Origin of the sequence: Sulfurospirillum sp. hDNRA2, assembly GCF_024206095.2 — a bacterium.
In the GTDB taxonomy this organism is placed as follows: domain Bacteria; phylum Campylobacterota; class Campylobacteria; order Campylobacterales; family Sulfurospirillaceae; genus Sulfurospirillum.
Genome location: NZ_CP159800.1, coordinates 2,020,171 through 2,044,876, shown reverse-complemented (window position 1 = coordinate 2,044,876; position 24,706 = coordinate 2,020,171). Strand labels below are relative to the sequence as shown.

Annotated in this window: 20 protein-coding genes and 1 tRNA gene; 15 read left to right on the top strand and 6 right to left on the bottom strand. The window is 42.2% G+C overall.

Annotated elements, in window-relative coordinates; translation table 11 throughout:
- The first annotated feature begins 3 nt into the window (after window positions 1–3).
- Window positions 4–618 (top strand): ATP phosphoribosyltransferase, encoded by a 615-nt coding sequence (gene hisG, locus NL930_RS09990; protein WP_039672341.1) that lies wholly within the window; start codon window positions 4–6, stop codon window positions 616–618.
- Window positions 619–644: 26 nt separating this feature from the next.
- Here hisG and NL930_RS09985 read toward each other — a convergent pair whose 3' ends face one another.
- From NL930_RS09985 to NL930_RS09960, 6 genes are all read right to left on the bottom strand, one after another.
- Window positions 645–1,025 carry a response regulator gene (locus NL930_RS09985; protein WP_254376587.1) on the bottom strand — a complete coding sequence of 127 codons (381 nt, stop codon included), beginning with the start codon at window positions 1,023–1,025 and terminating at the stop codon, window positions 645–647.
- Between the two features lie 11 nt (window positions 1,026–1,036).
- Window positions 1,037–4,306 (bottom strand): ATP-binding protein, encoded by a 3,270-nt coding sequence (locus tag NL930_RS09980; protein ID WP_254376586.1) that lies wholly within the window; start codon window positions 4,304–4,306, stop codon window positions 1,037–1,039.
- A 15-nt stretch (window positions 4,307–4,321) separates the two neighbouring features.
- Complete coding sequence (locus NL930_RS09975) at window positions 4,322–4,720, bottom strand: sel1 repeat family protein (RefSeq protein WP_039672343.1); 399 nt, start codon at window positions 4,718–4,720, stop codon at window positions 4,322–4,324.
- Window positions 4,717–5,853 (bottom strand): hypothetical protein, encoded by a 1,137-nt coding sequence (locus NL930_RS09970; RefSeq protein WP_254376585.1) that lies wholly within the window; start codon window positions 5,851–5,853, stop codon window positions 4,717–4,719. The genes NL930_RS09975 and NL930_RS09970 overlap by 4 nt, the downstream gene beginning before the upstream one ends.
- A 61-nt stretch (window positions 5,854–5,914) precedes the next feature.
- Window positions 5,915–7,714 carry an excinuclease ABC subunit UvrC gene (gene uvrC, locus NL930_RS09965; RefSeq protein ID WP_254376584.1) on the bottom strand — a complete coding sequence of 600 codons (1,800 nt, stop codon included), beginning with the start codon at window positions 7,712–7,714 and terminating at the stop codon, window positions 5,915–5,917.
- Window positions 7,708–8,154 carry a hypothetical protein gene (locus NL930_RS09960; protein WP_254376583.1) on the bottom strand — a complete coding sequence of 149 codons (447 nt, stop codon included), beginning with the start codon at window positions 8,152–8,154 and terminating at the stop codon, window positions 7,708–7,710. Before NL930_RS09960 ends, uvrC begins: the two co-directional genes overlap by 7 nt.
- Before the next feature lie 110 nt (window positions 8,155–8,264).
- Here NL930_RS09960 and nadB point away from each other — a divergent pair, with 110 nt between their 5' ends.
- From nadB to NL930_RS09890, 14 genes are all read left to right on the top strand, one after another.
- Entirely contained in the window at window positions 8,265–9,719 is a 1,455-nt protein-coding gene (nadB, locus tag NL930_RS09955; RefSeq protein WP_254376582.1) for an L-aspartate oxidase, read from the top strand.
- Between the two features lie 5 nt (window positions 9,720–9,724).
- Complete coding sequence (nhaD, locus tag NL930_RS09950) at window positions 9,725–11,074, top strand: sodium:proton antiporter NhaD (RefSeq protein ID WP_254376581.1); 1,350 nt, start codon at window positions 9,725–9,727, stop codon at window positions 11,072–11,074.
- Between the two features lie 13 nt (window positions 11,075–11,087).
- Window positions 11,088–12,623 carry a glutamine-hydrolyzing GMP synthase gene (gene guaA, locus NL930_RS09945; RefSeq protein ID WP_254376580.1) on the top strand — a complete coding sequence of 512 codons (1,536 nt, stop codon included), beginning with the start codon at window positions 11,088–11,090 and terminating at the stop codon, window positions 12,621–12,623.
- A 1-nt stretch (window position 12,624) separates the two neighbouring features.
- Entirely contained in the window at window positions 12,625–13,254 is a 630-nt protein-coding gene (locus tag NL930_RS09940) for a uroporphyrinogen-III synthase (RefSeq protein ID WP_254376579.1), read from the top strand.
- A 300-nt stretch (window positions 13,255–13,554) separates the two neighbouring features.
- Complete coding sequence (gene purD, locus NL930_RS09935; protein ID WP_039672351.1) at window positions 13,555–14,823, top strand: phosphoribosylamine--glycine ligase; 1,269 nt, start codon at window positions 13,555–13,557, stop codon at window positions 14,821–14,823.
- Window positions 14,820–15,275: an RDD family protein gene (locus NL930_RS09930; protein ID WP_039672352.1), complete on the top strand. Its 456-nt coding sequence runs from the start codon at window positions 14,820–14,822 to the stop codon at window positions 15,273–15,275. The genes purD and NL930_RS09930 overlap by 4 nt, the downstream gene beginning before the upstream one ends.
- Window positions 15,265–17,409, top strand: a complete 2,145-nt coding sequence (locus NL930_RS09925; RefSeq protein ID WP_254376578.1) for an LPS-assembly protein LptD — start codon at window positions 15,265–15,267, stop codon at window positions 17,407–17,409. The genes NL930_RS09930 and NL930_RS09925 overlap by 11 nt, the downstream gene beginning before the upstream one ends.
- Before the next feature lie 42 nt (window positions 17,410–17,451).
- Entirely contained in the window at window positions 17,452–19,698 is a 2,247-nt protein-coding gene (locus NL930_RS09920; protein WP_039672354.1) for a polyribonucleotide nucleotidyltransferase, read from the top strand.
- A 103-nt stretch (window positions 19,699–19,801) separates the two neighbouring features.
- Window positions 19,802–20,119, top strand: a complete 318-nt coding sequence (locus NL930_RS09915; protein ID WP_039672355.1) for a F0F1 ATP synthase subunit C — start codon at window positions 19,802–19,804, stop codon at window positions 20,117–20,119.
- A gap of 48 nt (window positions 20,120–20,167) precedes the next feature.
- Window positions 20,168–20,252, top strand: a tRNA-Leu gene (locus NL930_RS09910).
- 97 nt (window positions 20,253–20,349) lie between these two features.
- Window positions 20,350–20,610 carry a hypothetical protein gene (locus tag NL930_RS09905; RefSeq protein WP_039672356.1) on the top strand — a complete coding sequence of 87 codons (261 nt, stop codon included), beginning with the start codon at window positions 20,350–20,352 and terminating at the stop codon, window positions 20,608–20,610.
- Window positions 20,611–20,625: 15 nt separating this feature from the next.
- Window positions 20,626–22,806, top strand: coding sequence for an ABC transporter substrate binding protein (locus tag NL930_RS09900; RefSeq protein ID WP_039672505.1), 2,181 nt, complete (start codon window positions 20,626–20,628; stop codon window positions 22,804–22,806).
- Between the two features lie 10 nt (window positions 22,807–22,816).
- The gene (locus NL930_RS09895; RefSeq protein WP_039672357.1) at window positions 22,817–23,458 is read left to right on the top strand and encodes a response regulator transcription factor; all 642 of its coding nucleotides are present in this window, start codon (window positions 22,817–22,819) and stop codon (window positions 23,456–23,458) included.
- 17 nt (window positions 23,459–23,475) lie between these two features.
- Window positions 23,476–24,546 (top strand): TRAP transporter substrate-binding protein, encoded by a 1,071-nt coding sequence (locus tag NL930_RS09890; protein WP_254376577.1) that lies wholly within the window; start codon window positions 23,476–23,478, stop codon window positions 24,544–24,546.
- Window positions 24,547–24,706: the final 160 nt, after the last annotated feature.

Below are 24,706 nucleotides of genomic sequence, written 5' to 3'. Positions count from 1 at the left end.
GACATGTTAACGGTAGCACTACCTAAAGGTAGAATTGCGGATGAAACGCTTGATATTTTTGAAAAAATTTTTGGGAAAGCGTTTCGTTTTGACGATAGAAAATTAATTTTAGAAGTAGATACCTTTCGTTTTTTATTAGTACGTAATCAAGACGTTCCTGCGTACGTACTGCATCAAGCAGCCGATATCGGCGTTGTAGGATTAGATGTTTTGGAAGAAAAAGATGAAGATTTACTTCGCTTACTCGATCTTGGTATCGGTAGATGCAAAGTTTGTGTAGGCATTCAAGAAGGAAAAGAGATCGATTACAGTGCACCCGAGTTAAAAGTTGCAACAAAAATGACGCATATTGCTCAAAAATATTTTTCGAAAAAAGCGATGGCCGTTGATATTATCAAATTATATGGCTCTATCGAACTTGCGCCGCTTGTCGGTCTGTCGGATGTGATTGTCGATATTGTCGAAACGGGAAGTACGATGAAACAAAACGGACTTAAAGTCGTCGAAACGATTTTGGAATCATCTGCCTATTTGATCGCTAACAAGAATAGTTTTATTGCTAAAAAAAGAGAAATTACGTCGCTGTACGATCAAATTAATGCCGTAATCAAGCATTAACGGGAAATAGGGAGGGAGCCGGTCTTTTAAAAAAGATCGGCAACTTTTGCGATTTTACCGCTGAGGTCATGCTCTCTAATCGGTTTGACCAGAAAATCAAATGCCCCGTGATTAAACGCCTCGTTTTTACGCGTTTCGTCCGTCGTAAGAACGATAATAGGTAATTTTTTAAACTCTACCATCGATTGCACGTTCGCTAAAAACTCTATACCGTCCATAACCGGCATTTTGATATCCAGTAAGACAAGATCGATATCTCCTTGCGTTTTTAAAAGGTTGATGGCATCAAGTCCGTTGGTCGCTTCAATAATAATACCGACGTTGGGATTTTTGCGTAACATAGAGCTTATAAGCTTTAGATTGATAAAATCATCGTCGACCGCTAGAATTTTTAACTGTTTTTCCATCATTTAGCCTTTTAAATAAACTTTTGAATCAGTGTTTCAAGATCTTTTTTGCTAATTTGATTTGGTAGTACGCTATCAAATAGATCGGCATTGTCGAGATTTTTCTCTTTAGGGTCAATAAACATAACGGTATGAATATGTGCGATACGATGTCTCTTTGCCGTTTCGCCGATCCAGTCTACGAAACTTTTCGGATCGTCTAAAAGCATCTCTTTATCAAAAAGAACGACTTTATAGCTATTTTGTTCCAATTTACTTTTCAAGTCGCTAAAAGAAGAAGCCGGATCAACTTTCTCACACATCTTGCTCAACACACTTGTAAAAATTTTTGTTTCTATTGAGCTTTTCTTTAAAACGATAACGTCTCGTGATGGAAAAGATAAAGGTTCTTCTGGTGCTAAACGTGATGGTGCTTCCAACTGCGGTTCTTTACTTTTTTCGAGGGTAGAAAAATCCGGTACCGCAATAGGTTTTTCTTCTTCAACCTCGGGTATCGCAACAAGCTCTTTTTCAGTCTCTTCTTGGGTACTGAGTGCTTCTTTAGGCTTATTGGAAGCGGATGAGACTAACGGTGCCTCATAAGCATCGTCGATTTTATTGGGGATAAAAAGATTTAAAATCGTAATAATGCTGTCTTTTTTAATCGGTTTCGTAATATACTCGTCCAAGCCTTCTTTCATAAAGCGTTCACGATCACCTTTAAGCGCATTGGCAGTAATCGCAACAATCGGGATGTGTGCCAAATGATTTTTTTCTTCGTATTCTAAAATTTTATGCGTTGCTTCAATTCCGTCCATAACGGGCATTGCAATATCCATAAAAATCATATCGAACGTATCCGTACGACGTTTTTCTAAGGCCTGAAGACCGTTGGGAACGATTGTAATGGTAAGCCCTAAATCTTCCAACGTACGTCGAATCAGCTTTTGGTTGATTTCGTTATCTTCAGCGACTAAGACGTCGGCTTTGAATTTCGTTCCTAACGTTGTACGTTGTATCGGTTTTTCTTGTTCGGGCTTATTCTCTTTAACCGGCAAAAATTCGCGTTTGGATTCCAACGCTTTCACCAGTTTAGAAACATTGATAGGCTCGTAAATCGGCGTAATGTATTTGGTGTTAAATTCATTAAAGCGTGCTTGCTGAGAAGGTTTGAAAATTAAAAGGATCGGCAGTTTAATTTTTTTATACTCTTCAAGCTCTTCTTTCGTAAGATTATTGTAATCGGCAATAATAATGTTGCTTCCGGATTTAAAAATCATATTTTTTAACGAAGGAAAGTCGGTATAGTACTTGGTTTGGGCGCCAAAATAGCTAAGATAATCGAACATAAACTCCGTATGTGCTTTGGCACCGTTAAGCGGAGAATAAAGCGCACAATTAAAATCGCTGAAATGGTTCCTGTAATCCGTACCGCTTGATGTCGTTTCAATAAGATCCAATGCGAAAAAGAAGCGGCTACCTTGTCCTTCTTCACTTTCGACTTCAAGTTGTCCGCCCATAAGCGCAATGTATTTTGAAGAAATGGTTAACCCAAGACCCGTACCGCCGAATTTACGCGTAATGGTAGAATCGGCTTGGTTGAAAGCATCAAAAATTCCGTCGATCTTATCTTTATGAATACCGATACCGGAATCTTGAACGCTAAATAAAACGCGGGCGCGATCAAGCGGAGCGTCATTAAGTCGTTTGATTTCAACAGTAATTTGTCCGTTATTCGGCGTAAACTTAACGGCATTACTCATAAGGTTGATAAGAACCTCTTTGATTTTAACGGCATCGCCTTTAAGGTAATTATGAAGGCTAGGATCGATATAAAGAGAGAGTTGAATATTCTTTTCGGCTGCTTTAGGTCCGTAAACTTCGACGGCATTTTCAAATTCGTCGATCGGGGAGAACAGACCTTCGTCGATTTCAATTTTATTGCTTTCGACTTTGGAAAGATCCAAAATATTGTTAATAATGGCTAAGAGGTTTTCAGAGCTTTTCTCGATTACGTCGACAAATTCACGTTTTTCTTCATCAAGATCGGAATTTTTAAGCAATTCAGTAAAACCGATAATACCGTTAAGCGGCGTACGAATTTCATGTGACATATTCGCAAGAAAGATACTTTTTGCGGCACTTGCTTCTTCGGCATTTTGTTTCTCTTTTGCAATGTTTTCGATAGCTTTATCGATAATGGCATATGCCGTATTCATACCTTCTGTGGTATTGAAGTCGACTTTTTCTTTGGTTTCGGCAAGTTCTTCGACACGGCTAAAAATGTTTTCGAGTCCGCGAACGTTTTTCCTAAATTGATTGGCAAGTCCAAAGCCTAAGAACATCAATACAATGGAGATAATCCATGTCAATCCGGCACCGATAAGTTGTCCGATATTTTGGTTGTCGTAGCTTTTTTCTTCAGCAGTCAATGAACTTTTAATAATTTGAGCGGATTTGTCGAGTAGATCGATTTTTTTTGTTAATAAACCAAACCAAAGCGTCGGATCGATCAAGTATTCACCGCTTTGAGCCGCAGTAATCAATTCACTCTTGGCTTGCGTAATTTCTGCTTCAATTTTTTGATTTTCAGGCAATTTATAAAGATTTTCGATCTGACCTCGAGCCGATGCATCGTTAATCGTCGTATGGTCAAAAATATTCGAAACGCTAAAAATCGTAATCCACGTTTCCAAATCTTTAGGACTGAAAGGAACGTATTGACTTAAAATTTTTGAGACGAAACCGCGTTCTTGCCCTAAATATTCGATATTTTTATAAACGGAAACTAAAGACGCCGTGAGGTTGGAAATATTAGAGTTGGTATTAATGGTTCCGATAGATTCGAGTTCTTTTAAAAGTAAAGTATTAATTTGGCTGTAATAATCAAAGAACATTTTATTAAAGTCGACGGCAAAAGTATCGACGGCTTTGTGCATTTCGAGAATTTTTGTCAGATGCGCCATAACGGCTTTAATGTGCGGCGACATTTCGCTATGGTGCGCATTATAATAGTCGTAAAAATCTTTCATCGCTTTGTTAACGACGATGCGTTGTTCTTTCAAAGATTCCGCAGCAATACTTCCTTGGCTTGAAAGGTATGACGCACTCAAACCCCTCTCTTTGGCGAGTTCGATGGATAACGTACTTAAAACACGGGTGCTTTCGATTTTATTTTTAAGCGTTAACGTTGTATCGAATTGAGTATACGATAAGTAAAGAAAGTAACTTGAAAAGATAAAAAGGATAATCAGCGGGTACTGACTAATTAATTTTAAGGTATGTTGTGTGGTTAATTTCATGATTCGCGTCCTTTCCTAACGTTTTATGACGATATTGTATGCCGTAGCAATTTCTAGGCATGTTTGACTCTCTTGTGCACCTTGTTGCAATAGTACCGTAGCTTCTTCATGCTTAATACGACTTTTAAGGTACGCTTCGGCTAGGTAACATTTAGCTTTGATGTTTCCTTTCATAACGGCTTGCTCTAAATACGGAATAGCAAGCGAAGGGTTGGCTTCAATGCCTTCGCCGTAAAGATAAATTTTACCGATATAAAAATAACCTTGTACGGAGTTTTCTTTTTTAATTGCAGCTTCAAAAAGCTCCTTGGCATGCACGAAATCACCCGCTTTGTAAGCGATCATTCCGTCTCGGAAATGATCGGCCGTTAATGCCGTACAACTCAGTATAAAACAGAACAATACCCTTTTCATAAAACGGTTTCCTTAAAAATTTCTATCGTATCTTGCAAGGTCTGAAGCGTTTGGAGTAACTCTTCTTTCGTATCGAAATCCAAGCCGGTTTCCAAATGTTCCAATGCATAGTAAAGAGGTACGACATGTAAATGGAGTGCAACGCTTTTGAGTTTAAGACTTTCGTTTTTCGCCAAAATGCGGTTATTGTCGTGGACGGCTCGGTACAAAATCGGCATAGCCGTATCGAGATTTTCGATGTATTCTTCGATGATTTGTGCTAACGTGCTAATATCAAGACCGAGTTCCTCTGCGCAATCGCAAAGATCAAAGGCTATCGGTTCGTCAAGTGCCGTTTCGTCTACGGTTTCTACGCGATTAAAGATCGAAGTATCCTCAACGTTTTGAGATGCGGGAGTTTCGGTAAAATGAAAATCGTCTTGGGCAATCTGATCGATTGAACGATATTCCTCAGCAAGGAGGTTTTGCGGCGAAGTCGTATCCGCGGAAGGTGGCGTATCCAAAACGGTATGATCGAATTTGAGTTTAAAATCGAACGACTCTTGCACTTCTTCTTTTAGGGGATACGAATGCTCAACGTTTGAAGCGTCGAGAGAAACGGACTCTTCCAAGACGGGCTCCGATAAGAAAGGAACCGTAAGGCTTTGCGTATCCGAGGCAGGCGACGTCGGCGTATAATCGTAGAGAAACGAAGACGAGTTAAACGAGGTTTCGTTAGGAATGTCTTTCGGCAATTCTTTAGCGTCTAGCGAGGATGTCGCTGCGGAAGAGAGGTTTGCAAAGGATGCGGGTGCTTCGCTATAAAGCGGTGCATTGGTTAATTCGACGCTAAAAAAAGTCGAACAGCCGTTTATTTCTTTGGAAAGAAAAATTTCGTTGATATTCAGCGAAGTATCAAGCTCTTTTCCGTTTTTAGTTTTGATTAAGACGCGTTTATTGGGTGTGCCGCTGTGCAGAGCATAATCAATCCACGAAAAATTTTTAAATTTGAAGATAAAGCCGGGCTTGTTTATAAAAAGATCCGCAAAGTCATTGTGATAATTACGAAACTCTTCGATGTCTTCATAGCCTAGCAAGTACAACTCTTGGTTACCCATTCCCAAAAAAAGACCATTCTTATCGTAAAGTATCAAATGTAGATCCTTTAGTAAACGTTAAAAAGTCCATTTTAACTCACTTATACTTAAAATTAAGCTATTTTTTTAAGAAATTAATGATATTGGTCGCATTTTTTTTACCAACCGTGACCTCGAGTTCTTCTTGTGTTGCGGCATAAAGTGCTTCAAAAGATCCAAAATAACTCAACAGTTTCTGAATCGTCGCTTGACCGATTCCTTCGATATTTTGAAGCTCTAAGCTTAGATCGTTTTTCCGCTTTTTACTGCGGTGGTAAGTAATGGCAAAGCGGTGCGCTTCATCGCGTAAACGTTGCATAAATTGCAAGCGTTTGTCGTGTGCGGGTAAGACGAACGCTTGTTTGAGATTGTAAACCGTATCGTGGGCATTTCCTTTGGCACGATAAGCTTTCGCGTCTCTTTTTTCTTTCGCGATGGCTAAAAGATCGATGGACATTCGGTGTTTTTCCAAGAGCGATCGGGCTAGCTTCAGCAAGGTTTCGCCTCCGTCGAGTACCCATAAATCCGGTGCCGGTTCATGGGCAAAATCTTCGATACGGCGCGTTAGCATTTCGTGCATTTGGGCATACTCGTCGCTATGACATAAAGCGTATCGGCGATAAGCGTTTTTTGCAAATCCGTCTTCCCAAACGACCATCGCTCCTACGGGAGCACTACCGCCGTGGTGAGAATTGTCGAAAATTTCGATGCGTCGCGGAGGTGTGGTAAGATCAAAAAGGTTTTGCAATTGTTCGGCAAAGCTGGATTGGTTTTTTGAAAGGCTTTGCAGCAAAATTTCTTGCGCATTGTGTCGTGCCATAGTCGTTAGGGCGTGTTTTTCGCCTTTTTGAGGAACGGAAATCTCGATTTTTTGCTGAAATTTTTCGCTTAAAAAGCGTTCCATTGCGGCTTGTTCGCTAAAAGCTTCCGCTGTGAGTACATGTGTGGCAAAGCTTTGGTTCATCGGATAGTAAAATTCGAAAAGAGCGCGCTGATAAAGCTCGTCTTTTTCAAAACCGTAAATATTATGGAGCAACGAGTGCGACGTTGAGACGATTTTGCCGTGTCGGATAAATAAGCGCATTACGACGGCGGTTTTTTCGGTTGCTTCAATCGCAAAGACATCGTAGTCTTCAAGTTTTTTAAGTTCTACATGCGTGACATGTAAGGCATTTTGAATCGCAATTTTGGTATCTCTTAAATGCGCGGCTTCTTCAAAATTAAGTTTCAAGGAAGCTTCTTGCATGCGTTCGTCTAAAAGGGCAAGGAGTTTTCGCTGATCGCTTAATGTCGACAAAGCTTTTTCCACGATTTCCCGATAAGCTTGCTCGGTAATACGTCCTTCGCAAGGTGCTAAACAGCGCCCAATTTGGAAAAAAAGACACGCTTTTTTGCCTTTGAGACATCCTTTTTTTTGCACAAGCGGGAAGACCAAGTAGAGGGCTTCTAGAAGAGCTTTAGCCGAGCCCGAAAGCGGACCGAAGTAACGTGTGTGTTTCGTATCGACGATTTTACGCGTTATATCAAAACGCGCAAACCGTTCAGCAAGGTTGATGGCGATATAGGGGTAGGTTTTATCGTCTCTTAACAAGATGTTGTATTTGGGTTTGAGCTGTTTGATGAGCGAATTTTCCAAGATTAAAGCGTCGTGTTCGCTTTGTACGACGATAAATTCGACATCGCTTACTTCTAAAATCATTTTCGTAATACGCAACGATAGCGTCGGAGATGGTGCTAGCGTGCCCGAAAAGCGAAAGTAGCTTTTGACGCGATTTTTAATATTTTTAGCTTTGCCGACGTAAAGGAGCATGCCGGATGCGTTGAAAAATTGATAGATGCCCGCAAATTCCGGAGCATTTTTAAGTTTTTGGCTTAACATGTACGTGTAAGAATCGTTTGTTTGATGGCTTCGAAAAGGGTTTTTAACGTGGGATCGTCACACTGTGTTTCGAAAGTACCCTTCGCCTGTTCGGCGTAAAAAATTGCCGAAGGTGTCGGTTTTTTTTCCTCTTCTACGGGTTGGTTCGTGACAAAAGCTTGCACCTCTTTGACGCATAAACAGGTGCATTCGGGGTAACGAGCGTTAAACTCTTTTAATAGACTCTTTATTAAATTGCGTTTATAATTGAATTCCATTTTCGCGCAAGGATGATTGAGCACGAAAAAGAGCGTGTCGTTCTTCGTATACACAAAGCGCACCATTGAGGTAAAGCTTTGAGGCAAGAGCACAAGCCAGTTTTCGTAACAACGCATCTGAGCGTATTTTTTCATAGAAGGTTGTCGGACGAGATGGGAAATTATACTTTTAGAATCTTTCATGTGCTCATTATAGCATGTTTAGGCTTGAGCCTTTTGGGATGCGGCTATAAGGGTGATCCCGTCTACAAAGACGCCAATACGACGACTCCTGCGAAGAAAACGCACTTTTTATGAAAACATCATACGACGTTCTCATCGTCGGTACGGGAATCGCCGGTTTAAATACGGCACTCGGGCTCCCTAAAAATCTCGATGTTTTATTAATCTCAAAAGATTATGCATGGGAATGCAATACGTTTTACGCGCAAGGCGGCGTTGCGGTTGCCAAAGATGCGCAAGACGTCGCGGTGCATCGTCGCGATACGCTTGAAGCGGGTGCGGGACATTGCAACGAAGCGGCGGTCGATGTTTTATGCTCCGAAGGACCTGCCGCTATTCGTGAATTGATCGAACGGGGATTCTCGTTTGATCATGACGCATCGGGACAGTTACTGTATACTAAAGAAGCCGCACACAGTACGCAACGCATTTTGCACGCAGGCGGCGATGCAACCGGACGTTACTTACATCTTTTTTTAATGGAACAATTGCCTTTTCCGGTTTTATACAATACTCACGTTACGGATTTGCTCATTGACGAGGGTACATGTTATGGCGTACGCGTTTTTCATGCCGGTAAGATTTTTAATCTGTACGCTAAGAAAATCGTTATCGCAAGCGGCGGCGTGGGCTCTTTGTACGAATATCATACCAATGCCAGAACGATCAGTGCCGATATGCAAGGAATTTGCTTGGATCACGGAATCGCTTTAGCAGATATGGAGATGATGCAATTTCATCCTACCGCGTTTGTTTTGGGACATGCGGTACGCAAACAGCTTTTGAGCGAATCGCTTCGCGGCGAGGGTGCGATGATCGTCGACGATCATTCGGAACGCTTTACGTTCGAGTATGATTCTCGCGGAGAATTGGCTCCGCGAGACGTCGTGAGTCGGGCCATTTTTTTACATAAACAGAAAACAGGGCGCGAAGTTTACTTGGATTTGAGTGCATTTTCGCATGAACACTTTAAAGAGCGCTTCCCGAGTATTTACTACAACATGCGAACGATCGGTTATAACGTTCCCGAACAAAAGATACCGATTTCTCCGGCGTTTCATTATGCTATGGGCGGTATTCACACCGATTTGAGAGGTCGTATTGAGAACGTTCAAGATCTTTTTGCGGTCGGCGAATGCGCTAATACAGGGGTACACGGAGCCAATCGACTCGCCAGCAACTCGCTTTTGGAAGGACTCGTTTTTGCGCGCCGCGTTGCCCAAGAGATTGTGCAAAGCGATTTTTCATCTCGAAAAGAGCATTATTTTAGTGAAACGGAAGCCTGTCTGTCTCAAGCAGGAGATAAAGAACTGAAAAACGAATTGCGCCGTCTCATGTGGCGTTATGCCGGTATTTTACGCGATGAAGAAGGCTTGGCAAAAGCACAAGAGCGTGTCGAGGCGATGTTGGCGTTACCGATAGGCAAATTTTTAAGATTGAGATTGGCGGTATCCAGAGAAATTATTTTAAGCGCGCGTCGACGTAAAACCTCGCTTGGTGCACATACTATGGTCGTAAGGAACTAACACATATGCGAATTATCGGATTATTATTAACGCTTTTGAGCTGTACATGGGCTTCAGGCGGACAGAATTTAAGTAGCTCGTGGGTCGGCATTGTTTCGTTGATTATTTTTGTGGTCGGCTATTATTTCGTTGCGGCGGAAGAGAATTATCACATCAATAAAGCAAAGCCTGCACTTTTTATGGGGACGTTTATTTTCATTCTTATCGGTATCTATTTTGCGCTGAACGGTATGGATACGGCTCCTTTGACGCATGAAGTCGATGCGTTGATTTTGGAAATCGCGGAAATCTTTTTCTTTTTAATGGTCGCGATGACGTTTATCGAGGTCATGATCGAGCGACGTGTTTTTGATACGTTAAAGTATAAGCTGGTTTCAAAAGGGTATTCGTATAAAAAACTTTTTTGGTTAACCGGAACGTTAGCTTTTTTTATCAGCCCCGTTGCCGATAATTTGACGACGGCACTCATTTTGTCGACGGTTTTGATTACGATTGAGAAAGAAGACAAAACTTTTTTAGTCCCCGGTGCGATTAATATCGTCGTCGGTGCGAATGCCGGCGGTGCTTGGAGTCCGTTTGGCGATATTACGACGTTAATGACGTGGATGGCAGAAAAGGCGACATTCGTCGAATTTTTCGGGCTTTTTCCCGCCGCATTTATAGGATGGTTTTTAACGGCATGGTTACTTTCCTTATCCGTTCCTTCTTCCAAACCGCACTTTGATGCGAGCGTGGAAAAAAGAGTCGTGATTTTAAAGGGCGGTAAAGTCGTGATGGCATTAGGTCTTTTAACGATCGTCTCGGCGGTTTTATGCCAGCAACTTTTTCATATGCCGCCGATGTGGGGCATGGTCTTCGGGCTTTCGCTTTTAAAGCTCTACACGTATCAACTCAAGCGCCGTAGTAACGAAACGATCAGCATTTTTAAATCCATAGGAAAAATCGAATTTGACACCTTACTCTTTTTCTTCGGTATTTTAGCGGCGGTTGGAGGACTCCATTTTTTAGGCTTCTTAGATTTAGCCGCAAAATTGTATGATTATGCCGGTGCAACGACGGTCAATATCGGCGTCGGATTTTTATCGGCGATTATCGATAACGTTCCGGTCATGAGTGCCGTATTGAAAGCCAATCCCGCAATGAGCGACGATCAATGGTTGTTGGTTACGATGACGGCAGGAATCGGAGGAAGTTTGATTAGTTTCGGCTCTGCCGCAGGTGTGGGAGTTATGGGGAAACTTAGGGGGATTTATACCTTCGGATCTCACATGAAATACGCTTGGACCGTGTTAGTCGGATATATCGTATCGTTAGTGATTTGGTATGTTCAATTTGAAGTCATGGGTTTATATTAAAAAAAGGAAACAGATGAAAGAAGTCCCTCTATTAGTCTTAGATTTCGGTTCGCAGTATACGCAACTGATTGCTCGCAAACTTCGTGAAAGCGGTGTTTATTGCGAAATCGTTCCGTATAACGAGAAAATCGAAGATATTAAAGCACGGAACCCTAAGGGTATTATTTTAAGCGGCGGTCCCGCTTCGGTTTACGCGAAAGACTCTTATCACCCCGATGAAAAAGTGTATACCTTAGGATTACCGATTTTGGGTATTTGTTACGGTATGCAACTTTTAACGCAGTATTTCGGAGGAAGCGTAATCCCCGCAACGCATCAAGAGTACGGTAAAGCGGAGCTTCGTTTTGAAAGCGATCATAAAATTTTTAAAGATACGGCGTGCGGACAAATCGTTTGGATGAGCCACGGTGATCGCGTTGAAACTTTACCGGAAGGGTTTGAAAAAATAGGCTTTAGCGCGAACTCTCCTTATGCGGCGATTGCCGATGAAAAACGTAACATGTACGCTTTTCAGTTTCATCCGGAAGTTTATCATTCCGAGCAAGGGACGAAACTGCTCAAAAATTTTGCCAAATATATTTGCGGATGCGAGAGTACGTGGAATATGGGCTCGTTTGCGAAAGAGCAAATCGCTAAAATTCGCGAAAAAGTAGGCAATAAAAAAGTGCTTTGCGGCGTAAGCGGCGGAGTAGACAGTTCGGTTGTGGCGACGCTCTTGGCCGAAGCAATCGGCGATCAATTAGTTTCCGTTTTTGTCGATAACGGGTTGTTACGCGCAAAAGAGCGCGAACAAGTCGAAACGATGTTTAAAAGTAGGGGCGTACCGTTGATTACGGTGGATGCCGGCGAAAAGTTTTTGAGTCGGCTCGCCGGGGTTAGTGATCCGGAGAAAAAACGTAAGATTATCGGAGAAACGTTTATCGAGGTCTTTGACGAAGAGGCGAAAAAACACGACGGCATCGAGTTTTTAGCCCAAGGTACGCTTTATACGGACGTGATCGAATCCGTTTCGGTCAAGGGACCTTCTAAAACGATTAAATCACATCACAACGTCGGAGGACTTCCCGATTGGATGCGTTTTGAACTCATTGAGCCGCTTCGTGAAATTTTTAAGGACGAAGTGCGTGCTTTAGGTGCGGAATTAGGATTGCCTAAAGAGATGCTCTCGCGTCATCCTTTCCCCGGTCCCGGTCTTGCGATTCGCATTATGGGGGCGGTAACGAAAGAAGATTTAACGCTTTTACGTGCCGCCGACGTGATTATGCTAGAAGAGCTTCGCGCAACAGGTTATTACGATAAAACGTGGCAAGCGTTTACGGTTCTTTTAAATGTCAAAAGCGTCGGCGTGATGGGCGATAACCGTACTTATGATAATACCGTATGCGTACGAATCGTGGATGCTACCGATGGAATGACGGCGACGTTTGCGCATATTCCGCATACGATTTTGGAAAATATCAGTCGACGTATTATTAATGAAGTCAACGGAATTAATCGCGTCGTGTACGATATTTCTTCTAAACCGCCCGCCACGATCGAGTGGGAATAAAATGATGATCTACCTCTTAAGCGATCAAGCGCATGAGGGGGTAGAGCATCTACCGCTTTTTGAAATTCGTTTTGATACGACGCCGATCGATCTTGCGCCCTACGATGCGCTGGTTTTTACTTCTAAAAATGCCGTTAAAGCCCTCGATTGCCTTGACCCTTCGTGGAAGCAAAAAGCATCCTACGCTATTGGCGAGGGAACAGCGGCATGGATCGAGCGTTTAGGCGGGACGCTTTGCTTTACATGTGAAGATTCTTACGGCGATCGCTTTGCCGAAAAAATTGCATCCGACTTGGCGGGGAAAACCGTTTTATTTCCACGCGCTAAAGAGGTCTCTTCGTCGCTTTATGTCATTTTACGTGAACGCGGGGTCTGGGTTGACGAACGTATCGTTTACGAAATGTTTTGTCGTTCGTATGAAGTGCATTGTGCTCCGCCGAAAAATGCACGTCTGATTTTTACGTCGCCTTCCACCGTGCGTTGTTTTTTTAAAAATTTCGAATGGGACGAAAGTTATAAAGCCGTTGCGATCGGCACAAAGACCGCTGCCGCGTTTCCTCCGTCGTTTCGGGTCTATATCGCACAAAAGCCCTCGATTGCCTCGTGCATAAACTTAGCAAAAGCTATTTAGAAGCAAACTTCTTTTATAATGAGACAATGTTTTAGTGCCTGGGTGAAGCGACAACCGTTTTCATGAGGGTCCAACAATTAGTAAAAGCGGAATCTGTACGTTTTTGGTGTGTCTGCGGTATCGTCCGAGCTTGAAAAAGCGAGAAATTGCAGCCTAAAGAAAAGGTCAATTCCCAGAAGTTGGCTTATTAGGGCCGCTTCAATCACGGAACGCTCACTTGGGTTTTAACAGACTTTTTTCACAATCGTTTTGATCGGAAAAATTGTGAAAAAAGTCTGATGTCTGTCGTGGAGAAAATGAATGAAGGTAATGGTCGTCGGTAGCGGCGGTAGAGAGTATTCGATAGGTTTAGCGCTGAAAAAAGACCCTAACGTTACGGAACTTTTTTTTGCACCGGGTAACGGTGCAACTTCGCGGCTGGGGCGTAACGTCTCGTATCGCAATTACGAAGAACTTGCCGCGTATGCGAAAGAAAACGGCGTAGACCTTACCGTCGTCGGACCGGAGACGGCTTTGGTCGAGGGGATCGTCGATTGTTTTAGGACTCGCGGTTTAGTGATTTTCGGTGCGTCAAAGGCGGCCGCACGCCTTGAAGGTTCAAAAATTTTTATGAAAAATTTTCTTTCGCGTTATGCGATCCCTACGGCACGGTATATCGAAACGAGCGACGTCAAGCAAGCCAACGATTTTATCGATACGCTCGCATTGCCGATTGTCGTTAAAGCTGACGGTTTATGCGCCGGGAAGGGCGTTATCATCGCTAAAAGCTATGACGAAGCAAAAGAGGCCGTTAGCGACATGTTAAGCGGAAAAAGCTTCGGTGATGCCGGACGCGGTGTTGTCGTCGAAGAGTTTCTAGACGGTTACGAACTCTCCGTTTTTGTCGTATGCGATGGAAAAGATTATAAAATTTTACCGGCGGCACAAGATCATAAACGTCTTTTAGATAACGATGAAGGTCCTAATACCGGGGGAATGGGTGCTTACGCTCCGACGCCTTTAATCGATGCAACGCTTTACAAAAAAGTTGAAGAGCGCGTCGTTAAACCTACCTTACTCGGTATGCAGCAGGAAAATACTCCGTTTGAAGGGGTTTTATTTATCGGTTTGATGATCGTTAAGAATGAGCCGATCGTTTTAGAATATAATGTCCGCTTCGGCGATCCGGAGTGTGAAATCCTTATGCCGCTTTTAAAAACGCCGGCGAGTGAGCTTTTTTACAAAGCCGCTACGGGCAATCTTAAAAATCTGACGATTGAATTTTTGGATCGTTTTGCCGTTGCCGTCGTTATGGCAAGCGAAAACTATCCTTATAGCAGTTCAAAGCCTTCGGAAATTCTCATCGATCAAAACGCACACTCCGAACTTGAACACACGCACATCTCGTATGCGGGCGTCAGCGAAGAAGACGGAAAATTATATGCAACCGGCGGACGCGTACTTTTATGCGTTGGCGTCGGAGAAAGTATCAAAGAAGCGCGTGATCGTGCCTATTTATTGTGTGGGCAAGTGCATTTCGCGGGTAAACAATTTAGAAACGATATCGCATATCAGGCATTACGACAATGACTAACGAAGAGTTAATCGAAAAGTTTGAAAGTGAAAATATTACGCTAGCCTCCTTGCAAAAAAGAGGTTTGGCCTATGCTATCGACGAGATTTTGATCTCCGTATTGTTTTCGTTAATTTACTTCGATCAGATTCCCGAAACCGTTACGACCGAAGAGTTTATCGGAATCGTTAACGGACTTTTCGGTTATATCGTTTTAATCAAAATTTTGTATCAAACTTTTTTCGTATGGATGTACGGAGCGACTTTGGGGCGTATCGCTATGAAAATACGCGTCATTTCGACGTTGGATCTAGAAAATCCGACGTTTTTTACGGCATTGAGTCGCGCATCGTTTCGTATCGTCAGCGAATCGCTTTTTTATTTAGGATTCGTATGGGCTTTTTTAAATCCGAAACGCGAAACTTGGCACGATAAAATCGCTACGACGTTGGTTGTCGATGCTCGCTAAATTTTTTATTTTTCTAACCCTTTCTTGTGCTCTATTACAGGCGGCGGATAAGCCCAAAGATCAAGACGTCGAGATGTTGGCAAAAACCGTCACGAAGGACGGGGATGTAGCACACGCGATCGGTAATGTCGTCGTTTACAGCCCGCAATATTTAATTACCGCCGATGAAGCCTATTATAATTACGTTACGGGGGATTTAGAGCTTTTCGGCAATATTACGATGTTAGAAGGCGTTAATTACGCCTCACGCAGCGGACATTCGAAATTGAACTTGAAAACTAAAAAAGGAACCTCAGATCCGCTTTTTTTCTTTGACGAAAGTTCAAGTGTATGGCTTAAATGTGAAAATGCTGTCTTAGATGCGGAAACGTATATCACTCAAAAATCGATTGTATCCAGTTGCAATACGCAAGACCCCGATTGGAAAATTGTCTTTACGACCGGAGAGTTTAATAAAGAGAGCAAATGGATGCACTTATACAATCCCGTCTTTTATGCTGGAGACGTACCCGTATTTTATTTGCCTTATTTTGCTTTTTCAACTGACCGTACTCGCCGTACAGGTCTTTTACGTCCAGATTTTGGCATGAGTAGTTCGGAAGGGTTGTATTATATGCAACCGATTTATTTTGCACCCGCCGTCGATTGGGATTTGGAATTAAGACCTCAAATTCGAACGAATCGCGGAGAAGGGCTTCATGCAACGTACCGCTTCGTTGATACGGCATACTCAAAAGGCGAAATAACAACGGGTTATTTTAAAGAGCAAAGTCATTACGTCAATGAAGAGAATCTTAAAAACGACGCCCATTACGGCTTTCATCTCCAATACGATCGCAGTGCTCTTTTAAGTACGCAATACTCGCAGATTCAAGAAGACGGCTTGTGGGTAGATATTCATTATTTAAACGATATCGACTACTACAATACGAAAGATAACGAAGATACCGTCTATGATAAATTAGCCGTATCGCGTCTTAACTATTATATTAAACAAGAACAAGACTATTTTGGATTTTATACAAAATATTATATTGATACGTCAAAAAATTCAAATAAAGATACGTTACAAGAACTTCCGACTATCCAATATCACCGGTTTACTTCTCCGATTTTTTGGGATAATTTGCTTTATTCGGTAGATTATCAGGGAAAAAATTATACACGTGAAGAACGTGGTGTTAAGACCCCTTCCGCCGTGGGTGCTATCCAAAATGAAGTACGAACACCCCTCACGTTTTATACCTCTTTTTTCGACGATTACGTACATGCAAGCGCGTCGGAAAATATTTATATGACTTACGTGACCTATTCGGGGGAGACGGACGGTAGCTATCTTCAACATTACAGTAACTATCATCGCTTTAATCTGTTTACGGATCTTTCCAAAAGCTACGATACGTTTTTTCATACGATGTATATTGGATTGGAGCACACCGTACCGAGTTATAGCAAAACGGAAGGAACGCAGTATAAAGCAACGTTTACGAATGCCGTTACCAGTGAAGATATGATTCCTCTTGATTTGGAAGAAAAAAATACGGCATTTCAGTTTAAACAATTTTTTTACGATATGGACGGTGAAAAGAAATTAAGCCATTCGATCAAGCAAGCCTACTATTACGACAAAGAGTACCACTACGGTGACTTAGAAAACGACGTGAAGTATTATATCAACGGGCATTTGTATGTCGGGGATACCGTGCATTATTCACACCATTACGATCAATTGTCTCGCAATCAAATTTCTGTGACCTATCAAGAGCCGATTTACCAAGTCTCTTTGCGCCATACTTATGTTGATCGTACGTATGAACATAATACGGAAGATAAAGATTACAGTTACGTGACGCTGTATGCCGAAACGGCTTATTGGGAGCATTTTACGCTCTTTAGCGCAATCAATTACGACGTTGAAGACGATTTGTTTAAGTCATGGAGTTTAGGGTTTAAAAAAGTGAAAAAATGCTGGGATTACTCTTTGGTGTATCGCGATTCCAATACTCCAAAACAGACAACGAGTACCAACGGTATCGACTCGGTTAACAAGCGAGGCGTGATGTTGATGTTTAACTTATATCCGATGGGTAGTTTTAGTTATGATTTTAAAACGGAATCGGAACAAAAACAGTAGAGTATTAAAAAATTAACAGGAACACTATTAAGGAGCAAAAGCGTGGAATATACATTTAAAGTAAACAATCAAGAAGAAACGTACGACATCGGTAAAGTTGCGAAACAAGCAGCCGGTGCGGCGTTATTACGCATTAAAAATACGGTTATTTTAGCAACCGTTGCAAGAGACGATACGCAAGTTGCAGAAAATTTTGTTCCTCTTACCGTTCAATACGTCGAAAAAACATATGCTGTCGGTAAAATTCCCGGAGGTTACGTTAAAAGAGAGACCAAACCCGGTGACTTTGAAACGTTAACGTCCCGTATTATCGATCGAAGTTTACGTCCGCTTTTCCCCAAAGGCTATGCCTATCCGACGCAAATTGTCATATTCGTACTGAGTTGCGATCCTGAAGTTGATTTACAAGTTGCCGCGCTTAACGCCGCAAGTGCTGCGTTATATCTTTCGGATATTCCCGTTAACAAGGCGGTTGCAGGCGTTAGAATCGGTTACATCGACGGTCAGTATGTTGTTAACCCCTCAAATTCTGCTTTAAAAAACAGTCGTTTGGATCTTTACGTTGCAGGTACGAAAGAAGAGCTTTTAATGATCGAAATGCGTGCGATCGCGTCTATGGAAACGACGACGCTTCCGGTTATGGCGATCGATCCGATGTTAGACCCTACGCTTGCACAAAGCGTGATTGCCAAACAATCCGTGAACGAGTTTGACGAAGAAGCCATTTTAGCGGCGATCGATAAAGCACAAAGTGCCATTACCGAAGCGACGACGATCTATGAAAACGTTTTTACGCCGCTTAAAAAAGAAGATGCGCTTTTGGATTATAAGGCGGATTTGGAAAGCGATTCTATTTTTGCCTATATTGATGAATTTTATAAAGAAGAAGTCTCTCATGCGATTCTACAAATGGCAAAAAGTGAACGTGCCAGCGAACTCGGTAAAATCGTTGACAAAATCTTAAAAGACGATACGGCAGCACTTGAGAACTGGAGTAAAGAACTGGTCGAAAGCGTTTTAGGTGCCTATAAAAAACGAGTTGTACGTGAAATGATCGTCGAAAAACGCGTACGAGCAGACGGTAGAAAATTAAATGAAATTAGACCGATTAGCATCGAAACGAACCTTTTACCTTTAGCCCACGGTTCATGCCTTTTTACGCGTGGACAAACGCAAGCCTTGGTTATTGCAACGCTCGGTAACGATAAAGACGCTCAAATGTACGACCTTTTAACAGAAAAAAACAGTGTGAGCGATACGTTTATGGTTAATTATAATTTTCCGGGTTTTTCCGTCGGCGAAGCTTCACCGCTTCGTGCACCGGGACGAAGGGAATTAGGACACGGTAATTTGGCACGTCGTGCACTTGAACCGGTCGTTTCCATGAATCGCTTACAAACGATTCGTCTGGTTTCCGAAATTCTAGAATCCAACGGTTCTTCTTCTATGGCGACGGTTTGCGGTGGTGCATTGGCGTTGAAAGCTGCCGGCGTTGAAATTGAAAAATTAGTCGCCGGTATTGCGATGGGACTTGTATTTGAGGGAGATAAACATGCCGTTTTAAGCGATATTATGGGATTGGAAGATCATGACGGCGATATGGATTTCAAAGTGGCGGGTACGAGAGACGGTATTACGGCACTTCAGATGGATATTAAATTAGGTGGTATTTCTCGTGATGTTCTGAAAGAAGCGTTATTTCAAGCTAAAGAAGGAAGAGCTCATATTTTAGGGCTTATGGAAGCAGCCAGTCGTGAAATCGTCGTCAATAACGCGATCTTGCCGAAATTAGAACTTTTTAGCGTTGACCCTTCGAAAATTGTCGATATTATCGGGCAAGCAGGTAAGACTATTAAAGAAATTATCGAAAAATTTGAGGTTTCAATCGATTTAGATCGCGAAAAAGGCGAAGTCAAAATTGCTGGAGAAAATAAAACAAACGTGGATGCCGCAAAAGAGCATATTATTAAAATTACCAATAAACCTTCCTTCGGCGGACGCGGTGGCGGGCACGGCCGAGATCGCAACGATCGTCACGGTGCTCCAAGAGAAGAAAAACCGGTTCCGACGTTTGTCCAAGACGAAATCGTAGATGGTACGGTAAAACGCATCGTGGATTTCGGTGCTTTTGTGGAACTGCCCGGCGGCATTGACGGATTGTTACATGTCTCAAAAATAGCCGATCATCGCGTCGAAAAAGTCAGCGATTATCTTGCGCTTGAGCAAAAAGTACGCGTTAAGATTTTGAAACAGACGGGAAATAAAATAGAATTAGAGCTTATCCGATAGCTTTTAATGGGTTTTTAACAATTAGGCGGCTATAATCTCGCTCACAAAGTGGAAAGTAGGGGTATATCCGAACCGACTTTGAAATACAATCAGGAGAAATCTTATGAAAAAGATTCTTTTTTTAATGGTAGCATTTGCTTCATTTGCATTTGCTGCGGATGATGCGAAAGCATTAAGCGACGTTGTTGCATCTTATGCGGTTTTGGGTGTCGGCTTCTTGGTCGGTTTGGCAGCACTCGGTGGTGCTATCGGTATGGGAAATACTGCAGCAGCGGCAATTTCAGGTACTGCAAGAAATCCAGGTCTTGGAAGCAAACTTTCTACGACGATGTTTATTGCACTTGCAATGATCGAAGCACAAGTTATTTACGCACTTGTTATCGCTTTTATTATTCTTGGAAAAACAAACTTTATCGGTTAATAGCCGTGCTTTTTAACGAAGAGAAATTTCTCTCTTCGTTTCCTCTTTGCGGACGTGGTGGAACGGTAGACACACTACCTTGAGGTGGTAGCGCACTACGTGTGTGGGGGTTCAAATCCCCCCGTCCGCACCATCTTCTTTTGATCTAACTTTCTCTTTTTAGTAAATCCAATGTTTAGTTATGTTACTCTTTTGCAAACGATACATTTAATGTATGTAAGGATGATTCTATGCAAGAAGTTGCGTTAAAAAATATTTTGAAACTCGACAATAGAGAGTTTTTGGTTTCGACGATCAGTATGAACGTCAGGCATTCGTTTTTCGAAGGAGATGCCCAAAAAGTCGTTTATGAGACGATGGTTTTTGAAATTTTGAATGATGAAGTACAATTTCACCACCCCATTTTTAATGAACGTTACAATATGGCGGAAGAGGCTATTGCCGAGCACAGTGCCATTTTAAAGACTCCTCACAATTTTTTCATTCTGTAACGATCGTTCGTGCGTATGAAAAAAATTCTTTTTTTTCTCTGTTTATTCGCTACGTTTGTTTTTGCTAATCCTTCTCCGCCTAAAGATATTTTACTGATTCAGTCGTACCATAAAGGGTATAAGTGGAGCGATGCGATTTCAAGCGTTATCGAACAAAATTTTTCGGAAAAAGAGAATATTTTTCTCTCGACGGTTTATATGGATACGAAGCGAAACGATACGTCTTCGTACCTTCAAACGTTCTACGCTTATTATAAAGAACGGTTTAAACACTATAAATTTGATGTCGTGATCGTTGCGGATAATGCGGCGTTGGATTTTGTCAGAGAACATTATCACGAACTTTTTGAAGCTATTCCGGTCGTTTTTTTAGGGATTAACAATTTTGAACCTTCTTTGATTCATAATATCGATTTGGTCAGCGGCGTTGTTGAAAACGTCGATATCGAAAAAAATATCGATTTGATTTTAGCCAATCAACCGCGTTTGGATAAAATTTTAATTATTAACGAGCGCACGACGACCGGAGAGGCGATCAAGCATCAAATCGATGCTATTTTACCTCGGTATGAAGGTAAAACGACGATAGAATATATCGATAGTATGGATATGGAAGAGATCGAGCAAAAGACGCGTGAACTCTCTCCCAACAGTGCTATTTTATGGGTTTTGCTTTATAAAGATAAAACGGGAAAGTTTTTTACCTACAAAGAAAACCTGCAACAGATTCGAAAAATTACGAACATTCCGATTTACGGCTTATGGGATTTTTATTTGGACGACGGGATCGTCGGCGGCTTTTTGACCAGTGCTACCGCCCAAGCCCAAGCCGCATCAAAGATCGTTAAGCAAATTTTGGCAGGGAAAAACCCCAATCAAATTCCCATTATCGAAACCAGTCCGAACCGCTATATTTTTGACTATAAAGAGTTGTTGGAACATCGTTTAAAAATCGCTCCGGAAATCAAATATTATGAGATGATCAATAAACCGTTTTCGTTTTACGAGGAGTATAAACACTATATTTGGCTCTTTGCAGCACTCTTAAGCGCGATTAGCATGGTCGTGCTTTTTTTAACGCAAAACGTTCGTATGCGTCGCCAAAGCGAACTTGCCCTTAAAAATCAGCTCGAATTTATCCGTGTCCTTTTAGATACGATCCCCAATCCTATTTATTATACCAACGTCAAAGGCGAGTATATCGGTACCAACCAATCGTTTGCCACTTTATACGATCAAAGTAAAGAGGAAATTTTAGGAAAAACCGTTTTCGATTTTTTCCCACACGATTGGGCAACCGAGCGCCGTAAAAACGACCTCGATCTTTTAGCGAATAAAGGTGCCGAGACGTTTGAGTTGACGCTGCATTTTCCTAAAAAACGGCCTAGAGTTTTTGTATTAAATAAGGCGGTTTATTCCAATATCGACGGAAGCGTCGGCGGTATCGTATGCGTGATGGACGATATTACCGAGCGCACGCAACACCAGCAGTTTTTGATTCAGCAATCCAAATTAACTGAGATGGGAGAAATGATCGCAGGCGTGGCGCATCAGTGGAACGAACCTTTGGTTGAGCTTTCGGCAATCATGCAGGATATGGAGTTTTGTTTCAATCAAGGCGAAATGGATCAGCCTAAAATGAAAGCGTTCGTGCATGATTCGATCGTTCAAATTCAGTACATGTCGCAGACATTGAAAGATTTTCGCAACTTTTTAAAACCTTCGACAAAAAAAACGCTTTTTTGTGCCAAAAAGGCACTTTTGGAAGTTTTGGAGATTATCGGGCGCCAAATTTTTTACGCACATATCGAACTTAAAGTCGAGTATCGTAAAGATACCAAAAGTTATCCCGTCTACGGGTACGAAAACGAATTTAAACAAGTGCTTTTAAACATTATCAACAATGCAAAAAACAAACTGTTGAAAACGCGAAAAGGGGAACGTATTCAAATCGCGTTGGATCAAGACGCTTCTTCGACGAAACTGATCGTGAGCGATGACGGTGGGTCGATTCCCGAAAAAATTATCGGCTTTATTTTCGATCCTTATTTTACGACGAGCAAAAACGGTACGGGACTTGGGTTGTATATGGCAAAGATGATTATCGAAGATAAAATGGGCGGCAGTATTCGTGTTCACAATCTCGGCACTCAAGGCGTCGAATTTACGCTAAGCGTTCCCAATAGCGTTGCATAAAGGAGGAAACGTGAAAATTTTATTGTTGGAAGACAATGCGCGCTTAAACGCGACGATCGTCAAACGTTTAGAAGCCAAGGGCTATCGCGTCGATGCGTTTATGGACGGTAAAAAAGCTTACGAGGCCTTAGACAGCGGTTACATGTGCTTTATTTTGGATATTAACGTTCCCAACCTCGACGGCATTGAGCTTTTGAAAAAAATTCGCGACTTTTACCGTGAAACGCCGGTCATTATCATCAGCTCCAGCATCGAACTGGAAGTGATTAAAGATGCGTACAATTTCGGATGCAATGATTTTTTGAAAAAGCCGTTTTTTATCGACGAGTTAGAAATTAAAATCGAAAAATTTTGCAATATTCGCCACGACATCGTTAATTTAGGCGAAGCGTGCTGTTTTGATTTTAAGTCGAGTTTACTTCGCATCGGCGAACACGAAGAGCATTTATCGCGTAAAGAAAAATTGCTGCTTAATTTGTTGATTAGCGAAAAAGGCAAAGTCGTAACGTTCGATAAAATTCAAGCGATGGTATGGGAGGGCAATTTTACGAGTTTAGATTCGATTCGCTCTTTAATGCGCCGCGTACGTAAAAAACTCCCGTTTGAATGCATCGAAACCGTGGTAGACGTCGGGTATATTTTACGCTATTAGACTTGAAAAGGTAAATAATGTTCACGCAAACGATACGATCGATTCTTACATGTAGTCTTTTTTCCCTTCTTTTCGCATTGGGCGCGCATGCGTCTAGCGATACGGTGACGTGGAAGTTGGCAACGTCGTGGAGCAAGGTGTTTCCTCCTTTTACCGATACCGTTGAAAATATGGTAACGATGGTCGAGCAGATGAGCGGCGGAGAGTTCAAGATTAAAATCGACGACGTATCCAAACATAAAGCGGCGTTTGGCGTCTTAGATGCGGTGAAGCTCGGCCAGTACGATATGGCGCATTCCGCGTCGTATTATTGGAAAGGGCGTGATCCGGTGTTGTTGCTTTTTACGACAATGCCTTTTGGTATGAATGCCCTCGAGCAATACGCATGGTTTTACCGAGGTGAAGGAATGGAATGGATGCAAAAAGCCTACGCTAAACACGGTGTTTACTCTTTTCCGGGCGGCAATACGGGCATGCAGATGGGCGGTTGGTTTCGGAAAGAGATTCGCAGTTTGGAAGATTTGAAAGGGCTTAAGATGCGTATTCCCGGCTTTGCGGGAGAGATTTTCGCCAAATTGGGCTGTGCGGTGACCAACATTGCCCCGAGCGAACTGTACACTTCCTTGGAGCGCGGAACGATTGATGCATTGGAATGGGTGGGACCTTCGATGGATATGAGTATGGGATTTCATCAAATCGCTCCGTATTATTATACCGGCTGGCATGAACCCGCAACGGAATTACAATTTATCGTCAACAAAGCCAAATTCGATGCGCTTTCTCCGAAAAATAAGGCGATTTTAAAAGCGGCGATGCGCTTGGCGGCGTATGACATGTTAATCCAAAATGCCGATATGAACGCCGCAGCATGGGATCGAATGAAAACGGAGTATCCGAATATTAAAATTAAGACGTTTCCCAAACCCGTGATGGATGCGATGCGTCAAGCCAATGCCGAATTGATTGCCGAAGAGTCTTCCAAAAATCAGGAGTTCAAAAAAATCGTCGAGTCGCAACGTGCTTACATGCAAAAAGCAAGAGCGTGGACCTTGATCGGCGAGTACGCGTATATTCGCGACAATCAATAGCCGTTATAGAATTGCTTTGAGTCAAAGCAACCAAGGTGCGTGGGCTTTGCACCGAAGAAAACGCAATGTTAACGTAGTCTTTAGAGCTTTGCTTTAAAGACGTGTCAAGAGTTCTGTAAGAACTCTATTAAAAAATCCACAGAAGAAAAGAGGATGGTAG